Below are 14,237 nucleotides of genomic sequence, written 5' to 3' on the forward strand. Positions count from 1 at the left end.
TGGGCGTCGTCCGGCTCATGGCAGTGTGAGAATCGACGCATGCCTCGACGCGGTGAACCCCTCCGTAAGCTCGGATTCCTGACCATCGGACGCTTCGACGGCGACAACCCTCGCCCCGGCCACCTCGAAACGCTGCGGATGATCGAGCTCGCCGAACAACTCGGCTTCGACAGCGTGTGGGTGCGCAACCGCCACTTCCAGTACGGCATCTCCTCACCCGTGGCAGTGCTGGCGGCCGCCGCGGTGCGGACCAGCCGCATCGAGCTGGGCACCGCGGTGATCCCACTCGGTATGGAGAACCCGCTGCGCCTGGCCGAGGATCTGGCGACCGTCGACATCCTCAGCGACGGACGTCTCAATCCAGGTGTGTCCGTGGGCGTCCCGATGCGCTACGACGACTACAAGACTGCGATGTATCCCGAAACCCATGCGCTGGAGAACTTCTCGAAGGACCGGGTGGTGCGGCTGCTGGACGGCCTGCGCGGTGAACCGGTCAGCGACTTCGAGGGGACCGTCGGGATCGAGACCTTCTCGCGGCGAGTGCAACCGCACTCACCCGGCCTGGCCGATCGGGTCTGGTACGGAGGCGGACTCAGCTCGGCGATCTGGGCGGGCCGGCAGGGGATCAACTACCTGACCTCCTCGGTGGTGACCGTCGAGGGAACACGGTCGCGAGACTTCGCCACCATTCAGGCCGAACACATCGACGCCTACCGCGCCAATCACATCGATCCCGACCGTGCGCGGGTCTCCCAGGGACTGGTGGTCATCCCCACGGACTCGGCAACCCCGAGCCAGGTCCGGAAATACCGGGCCTATGCCGACAGCCGATACGAGCGCACGCTCACCCCGCAGGGTCCGCGTGGCCTGCTGTTCTCGCCGGACCACGTCGGGCCGTCCGACGAGCTCGCCGAGAAGCTCTATGATCACGCGGGATTCCAACGCGCCACGGAGGTGGCCTTCGCGTTGCCGTTCTCCTTCGATGAACCCGATTACCTGCAGATCGTGGGTGACCTCGCCGGACGGCTCGGGCCGGCGCTCGGCTGGGCGCCGGCCGGGGGCGATGTGTAGCAAAAGTGCGTGCTATACACCGTCTTTCGCTACGAAATCCCGGTGGCCGGCGTCGCGGGTTCCACCGGCTGGCGCAACAGCGTCCGGAGTCTGTCCGGCGCGACCCGGCGGAAGTCGCTGAAATAGATCTCGTGGTGATGGCCCCGCATGGTCAAACCGTTGTCGGGTATGAACCGATCGTGCATCTCTGCCAGCACCGGGCCCTCGTCGTCGAACGAACCGTGGTGAAGCGTCTGGACGCACAGTCCCTCGTCCAGGGATGCGATGCGGAGGTCGTCGAGGCGCGGCGGTGGTTTCTTCGAGCCGACCCGCAGGACGGCGGCGTCGAGCAGTCCGTCGTCGATCCAGTCCGGGATCATCAGCATGAGAGTCCAACTCCAGCGGCCCTTGTCCCGAGCACCGGTGAAAGCGCTCATGTCCTCGGCCCACCAGAGACCCTCGAGCGGGGGGACGACGTAGTCGCGGCCCAGCTCGCCTCGGCTCGCGAACTTCAGGGTGTACGCGACCGGGTAGAGCGTCTCGATGGTCGCCACGAACTGTGGCGTGGTGTTCGGGTCTCCCGACCCGTCGATCATGACGTAGCGCATCACGGGTACCTCGAGCACACGTATCCGGCCCCGATGGGCCTTGTACGCGTCGAATGTCTTCTTGAAATCGACCTTCTCGGGCACGCCGACGACCCTATCCGGGAATGCGCCGCCGCTCATAGGTTCGGAGGGCGAGGAAGTACGAGGCCCCGCCGATGGCAACACTCCAGGCGAGTGCCGCGATCACGCTCCCGGCAGGGACCGAGGCGTCGGTGAGGGTACCGCGCAGGACCTCGATGACGGGCGTGAAGGGCTGATACTCCGCGAACTGCCTCAGCCCGGCGGGCAGCGACTCGGCCGGGACGAAACCCGTGCTGAGAAAAGGCAGGATCGTGAGGAACATCGGTGTGTTGCTGGCCGTCTCCACGCTTTTCGCCGCCAGTCCGAGATAGACCGACAGCCAGATCAATGCGATCGCGAACACGCTGGTCACCCCGAACGCGCCCAGCCAGTCGAGAGGGCCGGCCGTCGGTCGGAACCCGATCGCGACCGCAACGGCGAGGACGAGGACGATGCTGAACAGTGCCTGGAGCAGGCTGGCCACCACGTGACCGGTCAGGACCGCGGAGCGGGCGATGTCCATCGTGCGGAATCGGTTGATGATTCCCGCGGTCATGTCCATCGCCACGACGATGGCGGTACCCTGCACCGCTGACGCGACGGTGACCAGCACGATCCCGGGCACCACGTAGTCGAGGTAGGTTGCCCGCCCGCTGTCACCGGATTGCGTGGTCATCCCGGCGCCGAGCTGCCCGCCGAACACGAAGACGAAGAGCAGCAGGAAAACGACCGGGATTCCGACCAGCATCACGGTGAGTGCCGGGAACCGGAGGAGCCGACGAACGTTGCGGCGGATCATGACCCGCGAATCCGACACCGTGTGGGCCAGGGCCGTCATGATCCCGCTCCGGACTGATCCGGGTCGGGGACCTCGGGAGCCGGGTTGCCCGTGAGGGCGAAGAACACGTCGTCGAGTGTCGGCGCATGGACGCTCACGTCGGCGACCGGTACCCCTGCGGCCTCGAGCCGATTCAGAGTGGTCCGGATCGTGGCGACGGTGTCGTCTGTCGCGATGTCGAGGCGCCGTGAGTCGGTGACGCGACGCGCATCCGGGAGCAGCGAGGCCGCCGCGTCGAGCGAGTCGCGGTCGGCGAACGTCAGGCGCACCTCGGAGGCGTGAACCCGGCTCTTCAACTCCGCAGCTGTTCCCTCGGCCACGATGTGTCCGTGGTCGAGGACGGCGATGCGGTCGGCGAGGTGGTCGGCCTCCTCGAGGTACTGCGTGGTGAGGAAGATCGTGACGCCGTCGGCGGCGAGCCGGGAGATGGTCTCCCACAGCATCCGACGACTCCTGGGGTCGAGTCCTGTGGTCGGTTCGTCGAGGAAGATGACGCGCGGGATCGCCACGAGCGTCATCGCGAGATCGAGCCGCCGGCGCATTCCGCCGGAGTACGTCGACACCGGGCGGTCGGCGGCCTCCACGAGGTCGAACTGTTCGATCAACTCCTGCGTTCGTGCCCGCCCGCTGCGCCGGCCCAGCCGGCGAAGGTCGGCGATGAGAGCGAGGTTGTCTCGCCCGCTGAACAGATCGTCGACGGCGACCGACTGGCCGGTGACGCCGATGATCGCTCTGACCGACCGGGTCTGCGCGACCGTGTCGTAGCCGCCGATGGTCACCGTTCCCGAGTCGGCGGGGAACAGGGTCGAGGCGATGCCGACGGTCGTCGTCTTCCCGGAACCGTTGGGGCCCAGGAGCGCGGTCACGCCGCCCGCGGGAACGTGCAGATCGATGCCGTCGAGAACACGGTGCTCGCCATAGCTTTTCGTGAGTCCGCTGATCTCGATGTCGGCGGCGGCGGTCAACCGATCGGGTCCGTCGTCGTGCCGCGTGCGTCGATCATCGATCGTCGGCGTCGAGTCGTGCCGCGACGTCGGCGGGGAATCCGCCGGTGGCGACCGGGACCCAACTCGTCGGCGTGATGCGGATCAGCGACTTGCCCTGGGTCCGCATCGCGGCGCGGTACTCGTCCCAATCCGGATGCTCACCGGAGATGCTGCGGAAGTAGTCCACGAGTGCATCTTCGGCCTCGGGCATGTCGAGCACCTCGGCGTCGCCGTCGACCTGGACCCAGGCGCCGTTGAAGTCGTCGGAGAGCACCACGACGGTGGCGACAGGAGTGTGCCGGAGGTTCGCGGCCTTGGCCCGACCGGGGTAGGTCGAGATGACGATGCGACCCTGTTCGTCGACCCCGCCGGTGACCGGCGACATCTGCGGACTGCCGCTGGATCGGACGGTGCTGAGGATCATGTGGTGACGCGGCCGGATGAACTCGAGCAGTCCGGCACGGTCGACGACATCGGCTTTCGCGACTGTTCTGGCCATGCCGCCGACTTTACGCGGGGACCGGTGTCGGAGTGGGCCCCGTTCCGATTCGGGTGAGGTGCCGGACTCAGTCGGGTAGTGCGGCGACGAGGCCCGCCTGGACCGCGTAGACCGGGGCCATGGACTTGCCGTCGACGGTGACGGCATCGTCGGTGTTGATCACGATGATGATCGTCGTGTCCGACTCGTAGTCGTGGAACAGCGAGGTGTTGTATCCCGGGAAATCGCCGTCGTGGCCCCACCATCCGTCGCGGTTCCCGATACCGATGCCATATCCGGAGGTGGCGGTGTTGGGCGCCGGCGAGGTGAGAATCGAATCCCGGCGGAGCTGCTGAGTCGCCGGATCCAGGACACCCTGTCCGGTGAACAGCGCTTCGCCCCAGGTCTGCAGGTCGTCGATCGTCGATATCACGGCGCCCGCGGTGGAGGCGAAGGATGGATTCCAGCGAGTGGAATCGACCGTCTTACCGTCGGATTGACCCTGGTCGGTCAGTCCGTTCAGGTGTGGATCGGGGATCTCGACGGACCCGCCGGGCCATGAGGACTCGTCCATTCCGAGCGGCGTGAAGATCCGGTCGGCGAAGATCTCGCCGATGGGTTTGGCGAGCACCTTCTCGATGACCAGACCCAGCAGGACGTAGTTCGTGTTCGAGTACTGCCAGCCCTGCCCCGGCGGGAAGCTCGGTGGCAGCGCCTTCGCGGTGTCCACGAGTTCGGTGGGGCTCCACACGCTTTCGGGATCGGCGAAGAACCTGCGGTCGAAGGCCTCGGAGGCGGTGTACGACGGTATGCCGCTGGTCATGTCGGCGACCTGCCGCAGCGTCGCGGTGCCGTTGGGTGCGTCCGGGACATACTTCTCGATCGGATCGTCGAGGGAGACCCGGCCCTCCTGCACGAGTTGGAGCAGGAGCGTCGCGGTCATCGTCTTGGTGAGTGAACCGATCCGCGTATGGTCCGCGGGTTCGGTGGGCTCGTTCCCGCCGGCCGCCCGCACACCCGATGTCCCCGTCCAGGTTCCGGCCGGCGAGATGACCCGGGCGATGACGCCGGGGAGGTCGCCGGCGGCGCGCGTGTCGTCGATCGCCTTCTGGAATGCCGCAGCGGTGTCGGCGGGCACCGAGGTCGTCTGTCCCGAACCGGACGCCGGTGCCGACGATCCCGTACCCGACGCCGTCTCCGAGGGCGAGCACGCGACGAGGCCGAGTGCGGCCACCGCACCGAGCGTCGTCATACGGAGGAGGACGGTGGCGCGCAGAGGCTTTCGGCTCATCCGCTCACTGTAGCGGCAGACCGGCGCGGCGAGGTGGATTGAGACAAAAGCCGCAAAGGTTCCGGCGAGGAGTCACATGCGGTGTGCCAGCACCGGCGGGACGGGGTAGATGTCGATGGCCGTGGCGAGTTTGGCCGCGACCGCCCGCTCCCGCGCGACCGCGTCGAAGCCGTGTCCGTCCGGTCGGTCCGGTACAGACGTACCGGAATCCACGACGGTCCAGTCCGAGCCGGCCTCGATCAGGGACCGGTGTTTGGTGGAGTAGTACCCCGGCATCGCCACGACCGCGACCCCGGGATCGCCCGCGGCCGCGGCCATGAGATGCGGGTGGAACCGGGTACTGATCCACGTGTTTCGATGCCCGGCGGGCAACCCGCCACTCCACACGTCGCGGAAGTTGAGGACGGTGGCGCCGGCCAGGCGCGGACCGAGGAGGTAGGGAACCTCGTTGTCGTGCCCCGGGATTCCTTCGACGACGGTGACCGCCGATCCGGGCACGTCCCAGGCGTCGAGGGTCGCGTGCACGAAATCGGCCAGGGCCTCGACGCCGGTCGCCCGTGGCCCGACGAAACGCTCGGTGAGATCGGATTGGAGGCAGAGTACGACACCCCGTTCGGCCGGCGGGTCGGTGCGGTACAGCGGAGGTCGGGGCCGGTGCAGAGCCAGCCATGCATCGTCACCGGAATGCCGTGCCGCGACGGCGCCGTCGAGTACGTCTACCGACGCGGTGTCGCGCACGTCCACGATGTCGAATGCGGCGAACGCCTCGGTCAGCGCGGCCCGAGCCCGGCCCTGCAGTGCGGGAACGAGTCCCTGACCGGTCGCGGCGAGTCGGGCGCCGGATCGCCGGGCCACTCCGGCGGCGGCGACGAACAACGAAACGTGGTGCGGCCACACGGTGTTGAGGTAACCGCCACCGAGTAGGTGAATGGTGGTCGCCGAGTGCAGGAGGTCGATACCCGCGGTCACGCGCGGCGCGAGACCGGAGTCGAGCGCAGCGGACGACACCCATTCCCAGGGGTCCTGTTGTTCGGCGTCCGCCGCGTAGGTGGTCAACTGCCACAGCGTGTCGACGACGAGCATGTTCGGATGTGCGTCGTGCAGCAGCGTCGTGGCCGTACCGGGGCTGTGGCAGTCCAGCACGACCGTGGCGTTCGGGCGCACCCGAGCCAGATGTCGCAGCCACGTCCGGGCGATGAGTTCGTCGCCGTAGTTCGGATGACCGGCCGGGGCCACCAGATAGATCACCTCGCCGGTGCCCATCGCGCGGCCGAGCCGGGAATCGGCGGTGCGGTGCCGGACCGAAATGCCGATGCGGTCGGCGAGGATGCCCGCGGTCCGGAACAGCGGACGGTCGGTTGCCGGTCGTCTCGTCACGGTCCCCAACGTTACGGCGTGCCCGGGCATCGGCCCCCGCCGGACGGTGTGCCGGGGGGCCCGCGAGAGCTACCCGAACGTGCCCTCGAGGTAGGCGAGTGCGGCCTTGGTGTCGGCGATGGGGCCGCGGTATCCGATGTAACCGTCGGGCCGGATGACGAACACCGTCGAACCGTCTGGGAGGTAGCCGTCGGCGAACCGGCCGTCGGTGTCGCGGAGCAGCGGTAGATCGGTGCTGCCGACCTGTGCCGTCGCGGCCGCGATCACATGGATGTCGATGTGGCCGTGCGCCTTCGCGGAGATCTCGCCGGCGAGGGATTCGAGAACCGCGACGTCCCCGGTCCCGGCGGTGGCGTCCGCGTACAGGATGAGCGAGTGGTCGACGCCGTCCAGCACGCCGAACAGGCGCACCGGGTGATTGACCGATTCGCGGCTGAGGCCCGTCGCGTCCGGCGCGCGCTCGCCTGCCCGTGGCGCGGCCGGGGCGGTGGGCACCGTCGACCCCGCGACGGCGGGACTGTCGGCGTAGGAGATCAGCAGCTGGGCCTCCCGCCGCATGATGAAGTCCATGTCGGTGGAACCGGCGCCGATGCCCTCGCGAGCGTCTCGGACGGTGCGTCCCACCACCTCCTCGCCGACGGGCCGGCGCTCGAGGTCGTAGCTGTCGAGGAGCGCGTCGGAGGCGACCCCGGTGACGGCGAGCGCGAGTTTCCAGGCGAGGTTGTGCGCATCCTGCACGCCGGTGTTCATGCCCTGCGCACCGGTCGGCGGATGGATGTGGGCGGCGTCGCCCGCGACGAACACGCGTCCGCGGCCGTAGGAATCGACGATCCGATGACTGATGCGGAACACCGACGACCATCGCAGGTGCGAGACCGTTGCGGGCTCGGGCGCGAGCCTGTCGACCACGGCCTGGATGTGGGACAACTCCGGCGCGCGGGTGCCCTCGAAGCCGTGGGCCACACCGTCTCCGCCGGTCGTCGGTGCGACCGCCAGCTCGTCGGGGACCAGCATGGACATCCGGTAGCGGCCGCGGCCGGGCAGCGGGATGCACACCAGTTGGTCGTCGGTGGTGCCGTCCGCGGTCTGGTGCATCGATCGGATGGCGTAGCCGCGGGGCATCGACCAGTCCACCACGACGTCGCCGAGCATGTACTGCTCGGTGAAGGCGCCGCCTTCGAAGCTCAGCCCCAGTCCCTTGCGCACGACGCTGTGCGCACCGTCGGCGCCGATGAGATAGCCCGCCCGGACGGTGGTTTCCCCGTCCTGACCCGTGAGGGTGACGGTCACGCCGTCTGCGTCCTGCTCGAATGCCGAGACCGCCGTGCCCCGATCGATCTCGGTGCCCAGATCGGAGAGTCGCTCACGCAGGATGCGCTCGGTCGCGTACTGGGGGAGCAGGTGGAAACGGTAGGGAACATCGGGCGGTGTCGTGAGGTCGACCCGTGAGACCTGACTTCCGTTGACGTAGACGAGCTGACCGCGCATCTCCAGGCCGGCGTCGAGCACCGGTCCGACGACGCCCATGCTCTCGAACACCTCGAGCGTGCGGGGCTGGATGCCGACAGCTTTGGCGTACTGCGGAGGTTCGAGGAGCGGATCGACGATGCGGACACGGATTCCGCGCCTGCGTAGTTCGACGGCGGCGGTCAGGCCGATGGGTCCGGCACCGGCGATCAGGACATCTGCTTCGGTCATGGAATCCTCCTGTGGTCGGCCGGTCGCCGATGCTCAGGAGATTATCGGCCGATCGCGCCGACCGGGTGACAAGTCGGAGAAAGCGGACGCCGAACAGACGTCACCGAGCGGCGGACTACCGCGGGATGGCGGCGGGACCGATCGCCCGTGCGCCCAATCGCACGACCCTGGCCCGCAGTTCGCGGTCGGCGGTGACCACGATCCGCTCCCGGTGCGGGCTCGAGTCGGCGACGACCTCGACGATCGTGTCGTCGCCTTCGGCGGGTGCCTCGACGACCCGGACGTGTTCGCTCGCCTCGACTCCGCGAGCCCGGCCCTCGACGACGAGCACCACCTCGAGCGGTCCCGGCAGTCCCGCGAGGCCACCGAGGGCGACGGCCTCGAGTCGCGTCCGCAGTCGTTCGGCGGCACCACGGCGATCGCGCCACCAGCCGTCGGGCACCGAACCGACGGCGTTGGCGCCGTCGACGACCAGGAGGGGACGGGCATCGTCCGCGCTGTGGGACCGGAGTCCGGACGGATCAGTCATGCCGACCATCAGCGCACACAGTGCGCGCCGGGGCAAGTGGGCCGTGATCGCCCGCCCGGGTCGTCCCGTCAGATGTCGCCGTGGCAGAAGCGGTTCGACGGGTCGAGGGCGGCTTTGATCTCGTCGAGACGTCGTCGGTGGTCCGAGCTGTACGCGTCGTCGGCGCGGGCCACCCGTTCGGTACCCGAGGTGAAGTTGAGATAGGCGGCGCCGGTGACGTACGGCGCAAGCTCGGTGCGGGTCACGCGCAGCGTCGACTCGACCGCCAGCGCCACCTGGGGGTCGGGCACCGCCGCGACGAGTTCGAGGAGGAACCGTCCCGTCCGGGCCCGGTCGTTGGGCGCGTGCTCCGCGCCGCGGGCGATCGCTCCGCCGGCGTGGCGGATCTCGCCGATCACGATCAGCGGTGCCGATGCCGGGGCGGGCCGGACCCTCGCGGCGACGATGTCGACGGCGACGTCCGGGAGGTCGTCGAACCATTCGGTGGTGACCATCACCGGCATCGGTTCGGTCGGATCCATGCTGACGGCGTCGATCGCGGCGAACGGCAGCACATCCCACATGTCGACGACGGGCGTGCGCCAGTCGCGCCATTCGTCGACGACCGCGCGACCGGCGTCGAGATCGCCTGACCAGCATCCGCGCACGACGGCGAAGCTCCGGCCGCGTAGCGGTTCCGGGACGTCGTCGGTGGGCGGGAGGTTGAGGATGGCGACCGCCGAGGTCAGCGCGTCCGACTGCGCGGGTGCCCAGTCCCGGAATCTGCGGATGATCTCTTCGGCGTCGGCGGCAGGGTAGAAGAGGTTGCCCGCGTACACGGTCGACACCTCGACGAGCGAGATCTCCATCGACGTCACGACGCCGAGGCCGCCTGCGCCGGCGCCCTTCAACGCCCAGAAGATGTGCGGGAAACTGGTGTCGGTGACCCGGATCGGCGTGCCGTCGGGGGTGACCAGGTCGAACGAGAGCACGTGGTCGGACGCCAGGCCGAAGCGCCGACCGAGCCAGCCGAAGCCGCCGCCCAGGGTGTATCCGATCGCACCGACACCACTCGCCGAGCCCATCAGCGGCGCCAGTCCGTATGGCGTGGCGGCGTCGACAACCGTCCGCCAGGTGGCGCCCGCACCCACGCGCGCGGTCCGGGTGACCGGGTCGACGCTGACCGACGCGAGGCGGGAGGTGTTGATCAGCAACCCGCCGTCGGCCGGCCTGCCGGTGCCGTGCCCGGTCGCCTGCACGGCGACGCGCAGGTCCTCCTCGACGGCGAAACGGACCGCCTCCACGACATCGAAGTGGTTGGCGGGAACGGCGATCACGGCGGGACGATGCACGTCGAGCCGGCTGAAACCCGATCGTGCGTCGACGTAGCCCGCGTCGCCGGGACCGTAGACGTCACCCGCGATCCGATCGCGGAGTTGTGCGAGCACCGAGGTGCGGGTTCGGACGGTGAGGCGTTCGGTGTTCTCGGGCGTGGAGGAGGCGGGTGTTGCGGTCATCGGCAGGTCCTCGGTTGCGGCCGGAGCGGTCCGGCAGGATTCGTCGGGCTCCGGTCGGCGCCGGATTCCCGACAAGGGTCGCCGAAGGTCCTTGGATGCGACTTGAGACGGACTTGGTGCGCTCAGGCGGGGGAGGTGAGTCCCCAGGTCGACGCCAGTGCGTCGATCCTCCGGACCAGCCCGTCCGCCTCCTGTGCGAGTGCGGTGTCGCGCGCGGCGGACAGGGTCGCGCCCACAACGGAGGCCGGGCGACCGTTGGCGTATTCGTACCGGGCGCGGACGATCAGACGGTGTGCGTCGGCATAGCGTTCGCCCGTGCGGCCGGCGAAGTCCGCGGCCCGGTCGAGGAGCGTCGCGGCGTCGGTGAGTTTGCCCGCGACCACCAGGACCTCGGCGTGCAGGCCCAGCCAGTAGCCCTCACCCGTGCGCGGATGGTCCTCCATGCCGATGTCGTCGGCCCCGAGCCGGTCGATGTGCTCGAGTGCTTCGTCGAGGTCGCCGGTCATCGCCCGCGCCCACCAGTACATCCGTTCGCCGCCACGACGGAGGTAGGCGAGCGCGGCGGCGCCGTCGGACATGATGGCCGGACCGGCATCCAGAACCCACTCTGCGTCGCCGAGCATGGACGCCGCGCCGACCGCGAAGATGGCCATGCCGAACTGCGACCGGGGATCGGGATGGGCGTCGGCCATCGTCGCGAACAGCGCCCGGCCGGCATCGGAGCCGAGGTGCACCGTCGCCGCCCAGCCACGGAAACCGCGGGCCATCGCGAGCTGATCGTCGCGCAGGCCTTCGACATCGACGTCGATCGGCGCGTAGGTCTCCAGGATGCGATGCGCCGCACCGAAGTTCCCGCGGTGGAAGTCGTCGATACCGGCGGCGTGCATGCCCAGGTGGGTGACGACCGGGTCGTCGGATCGTTCGGCGCGCCGACGCAGGTCCTGCGCGAGGCGGTGACCGGTCTCGGTGTCCGCGATCTGGATGTGGGCCGCGCAGCGTGCGTAGTCGAGGGTCGCGAGCAGGCGGGTGTCGCCCAGTGTCGATGCCAGCGTCCGGGCGCGCTCCTGCAGGACGGGGTCGGCGGCGAAGTAGCCGTGCGCCGCGACCTCGCCGGCCAGCTGGGTGGTGATCGCGACGAGTTCCGCCTGCTGGTCGCCGGTCGAGCGGGCGAGCGTCGCCGCATCTCCGAGATGTCTGCGTGCGCCGTCGAAGTCGTAGGTGCGCAAGGCGATGTCACCCGCGGTGAGCAGTGCGATGGTGGTGCGTTCCCGATCGGCCAGCGGTCCGGCGGACCACAGGTGCCGGGCGACTCTCGTCACCGCATGCGGCGAGGAGTTGCCGGCGAGGGCGTCGGCGATCGCGAGGTGCAGCCGTCGCGCGCGCATCGCGGCGATGCCGTCCGCGATCGCCTCCCGGATGATGTCGTGGCTGAACCCGAAACCGAACGGATCATCCGGTCCGAGGTCGATGACCCCCGCACCGCCCGCGGGCTCGAGCAGGTCGAGTGCCTCGTCCACCGGGCGGTTCGCGGCGGTCGCCAGGAGGACGAGGTCCACGCGGGTTCCGATGAGCGACGCCAGCTCGAGGAGTTCGGTCGTCTCCGGCGACAATCCGACCAGTCGCTGGCGGACCACATCGCGGACACCGGACGGGACCGCGGTGCCGGCGATGGACCCGCGATCGGCCAGGATCCGGGCCAGCTCCCTGACGAAGAAGGCGTTGCCGCCGGTTCGTCGCTCGATCGACGACACGGTGGCGACCTCCGGCCACTGCCGGGTCTCGCGCCGGATGAGTTCGGAGATGTCGTCGCCGCTGAGCGGTCCGACGTGCAGGCGCCGGTGTTCCGGGAGACGGGCCAGCGTCGCCAGCGTGGTGGCGACGACGGGTCGTGCCGACGGCGAACGCAGCGAGGCGAAGAACGTCACGCCGGTGGTCCGTCGTGCGGCCATGTGCGCGAACAGTTCCAGCGACGCACCGTCGGCCCACTGCAGGTCGTCGAGCACGATGATCAGCTTCGCCGTCGCGGCCACTCCGTCGAGGAGATCGGCGGCCTGGTCGTAGAACTGGAATCGGGCGGCCGCATCGGGCATCTGCCGGGGCGGCGGGATCACGTTGACGCCTTCGGTCACCATCCGGCCGAGCGAGCTGTCGAGGAGACGTTCCCGATCGGCGGGATCGAGCCGGGGCAGCACCGCACCGAGGATCTGCACCCATGGCCACATCGACGGCGCGGCCGGGTCGTCGACGCAGCGTCCCCACAGGACCAGCAGATCGGCGGCACCCGCGGCTCGGCGGCCGGCTTCGTCGATCAGCGCGGTCTTTCCCGCGCCCGGCTCACCCTCGACCACGACGACGCCCCCGTGCCCCGACATCGAGGCGAGCACTGCGCGATGCAGGGCGGCGAGTTCCTCGGTCCGGCCCACGACCGACGGCGTCTCGTCGGGTTCGAGGGTGTCGACACCGTGGTCGGGAACGGTGTCCGCCGGGGTCGTCGGGCCGGGGTCGGCGAGGTCCGACGCGATGGTCGCGGTGTCCGGGCGGGGCGCCCTCGGCACGTCGAGATGCGGAGCGTGGTCGAGGATGTCGCTCTCGAGGGTCCGGAGCCGCGGTCCCGGGTCGACGCCGATCTCGTCGGCCAGGATTCGACGGGCGGTGGCGATCGCACCGAGGGCGTCGGACTGGCGACCGAGACGGTAGAGCGCCGTGGCGAACAGCACCCACAGTCCCTCGTCGAGAGGCGAACGCGCGACCTCGCTCTCCAGTTCGGTGACGAGCAGACGGTGGTCGCCGTCGGCCATCCGGGCCTCGAAGGACATCTCCCGAGCGGCCTGCACCATGCGGTCGAGGTGTCCGGCGGCCTCGTCCCGGAACGCCAGGCCCTCGAACTCCGGCAGCAGGGGGCGATAGTCGTCGAGCACCTGTGCCAGGAGTGGTGCGGCCCCCGCCGCGTCGCCCCGCTGCATCAGGGTGCGTGCGGAGCCGAGCCGCGCGGTCAGCCGACGCGCGTCGACCTGCTCGGCGGTCGTGGGGAGGCTGTATCCGGTTCCGTGGGTGAGCAGGACCGTGGAGGGGGTCCGTGGCTTCCGGTGTGGTTCGAGGGCCTTGCGCAGACCCGAGATGTAGGACTGGAGTGACACTTCCGCCCGCTCGGGGGGTGAATCGCCCCAGATGCCCTCGATCAGACTGTCGGCGCGCACCGGCGCGCCCTCGGCGAGGATCAGCTGGGCGAGCGTCGCCCGCTGCTTGCGCGTGCCGAGTTCGACGGGGTCGGAACCGATCTGAGCCCCGAGGCCGCCCAGGATCGTGTAGGAGAGTTCGGGCATCAGCGTGAGTCTAGGTGGTGACCGCAGCCGTGGGGCGGTAGTGGCGAACGCGCCCGGCGACCCCCAGTGCGACCGAGCCCGGATGTCGGTGACCGGGAGTAGCTTGGCTGCCATGACTCTCGCACTGGGCATGATCACCGTCGACGCGCTCGCGCCGGCACCACTGGCGACGTGGTGGGCCGACCAGCTCGGCGGTCGGATCGTCGAGGAGAACGACGGGTACTTCGTCGTCGTCGCAGTCGGGGAGGGCACCCCGCTGTTCGCGTTCCAGCAGGTCGAGGACCCCACACCGGGGAAGAACCGCATCCATCTCGACCTGACGACCGACGATCTCGAGTCGGAGGTCGGGCGACTCGTGGCCGCGGGCGCCACCAAGATCGCCGATCGCGAGATGCCCGGCTTCGCGTGGGTGACCCTGGCCGACCCCGACGGCAATCAGTTCTGTGTGTCGGCCAGGCACGAGGCGGAGGCGACGTCCTGACACGCAGGCATGTCGTCCGGCC

General features: G+C 69.5%; 12 protein-coding genes. 2 read left to right on the plus strand and 10 right to left on the minus strand.

Annotation, left to right across the window (positions count from 1 at the left end; translation table 11 throughout):
• The first annotated feature begins 39 nt into the window (after positions 1-39).
• On the plus strand, positions 40-1,071 hold the full coding sequence (locus tag AMD30_RS08760) for an LLM class flavin-dependent oxidoreductase (RefSeq protein WP_010843785.1): 1,032 nt from the start codon (positions 40-42) through the stop codon (positions 1,069-1,071).
• 29 nt (positions 1,072-1,100) lie between these two features.
• Here the strand turns inward: AMD30_RS08760 and AMD30_RS08765 are convergent, their stop codons facing one another.
• From AMD30_RS08765 to AMD30_RS08810, 10 genes are all read right to left on the minus strand, one after another.
• Entirely contained in the window at positions 1,101-1,742 is a 642-nt protein-coding gene (locus AMD30_RS08765) for a GyrI-like domain-containing protein (RefSeq protein ID WP_055475433.1), read from the minus strand.
• Between the two features lie 10 nt (positions 1,743-1,752).
• Positions 1,753-2,556 (minus strand): ABC transporter permease, encoded by an 804-nt coding sequence (locus AMD30_RS08770; RefSeq protein WP_055475379.1) that lies wholly within the window; start codon positions 2,554-2,556, stop codon positions 1,753-1,755.
• Positions 2,553-3,521 (minus strand): daunorubicin/doxorubicin resistance ABC transporter ATP-binding protein DrrA, encoded by a 969-nt coding sequence (locus tag AMD30_RS08775; protein WP_055475380.1) that lies wholly within the window; start codon positions 3,519-3,521, stop codon positions 2,553-2,555. Before AMD30_RS08775 ends, AMD30_RS08770 begins: the two co-directional genes overlap by 4 nt.
• A 34-nt stretch (positions 3,522-3,555) precedes the next feature.
• Complete coding sequence (locus AMD30_RS08780) at positions 3,556-4,041, minus strand: PPOX class F420-dependent oxidoreductase (RefSeq protein WP_055475381.1); 486 nt, start codon at positions 4,039-4,041, stop codon at positions 3,556-3,558.
• A gap of 67 nt (positions 4,042-4,108) precedes the next feature.
• Positions 4,109-5,311, minus strand: a complete 1,203-nt coding sequence (locus AMD30_RS08785; protein ID WP_231632668.1) for a serine hydrolase domain-containing protein — start codon at positions 5,309-5,311, stop codon at positions 4,109-4,111.
• A gap of 72 nt (positions 5,312-5,383) precedes the next feature.
• The gene (locus tag AMD30_RS08790; RefSeq protein ID WP_055475383.1) at positions 5,384-6,688 is read right to left on the minus strand and encodes a polysaccharide pyruvyl transferase family protein; all 1,305 of its coding nucleotides are present in this window, start codon (positions 6,686-6,688) and stop codon (positions 5,384-5,386) included.
• Positions 6,689-6,757: 69 nt separating this feature from the next.
• Entirely contained in the window at positions 6,758-8,386 is a 1,629-nt protein-coding gene (locus AMD30_RS08795) for an FAD-dependent monooxygenase (RefSeq protein ID WP_055475384.1), read from the minus strand.
• 115 nt (positions 8,387-8,501) lie between these two features.
• Positions 8,502-8,915 (minus strand): hypothetical protein, encoded by a 414-nt coding sequence (locus tag AMD30_RS08800; protein WP_055475434.1) that lies wholly within the window; start codon positions 8,913-8,915, stop codon positions 8,502-8,504.
• Positions 8,916-8,983: 68 nt separating this feature from the next.
• Positions 8,984-10,411 (minus strand): FAD-binding oxidoreductase, encoded by a 1,428-nt coding sequence (locus tag AMD30_RS08805; RefSeq protein WP_055475435.1) that lies wholly within the window; start codon positions 10,409-10,411, stop codon positions 8,984-8,986.
• Between the two features lie 122 nt (positions 10,412-10,533).
• Positions 10,534-13,734: an AAA family ATPase gene (locus AMD30_RS08810; RefSeq protein ID WP_055475385.1), complete on the minus strand. Its 3,201-nt coding sequence runs from the start codon at positions 13,732-13,734 to the stop codon at positions 10,534-10,536.
• A gap of 112 nt (positions 13,735-13,846) precedes the next feature.
• On the opposite strand from AMD30_RS08810, the gene AMD30_RS08815 reads away from it, so the two are divergent.
• Positions 13,847-14,215 (plus strand): VOC family protein, encoded by a 369-nt coding sequence (locus AMD30_RS08815; protein ID WP_055475386.1) that lies wholly within the window; start codon positions 13,847-13,849, stop codon positions 14,213-14,215.
• Positions 14,216-14,237: the final 22 nt, after the last annotated feature.

Source organism: Gordonia sp. HS-NH1, from assembly GCF_001418765.1.
GTDB lineage: Bacteria > Actinomycetota > Actinomycetes > Mycobacteriales > Mycobacteriaceae > Gordonia.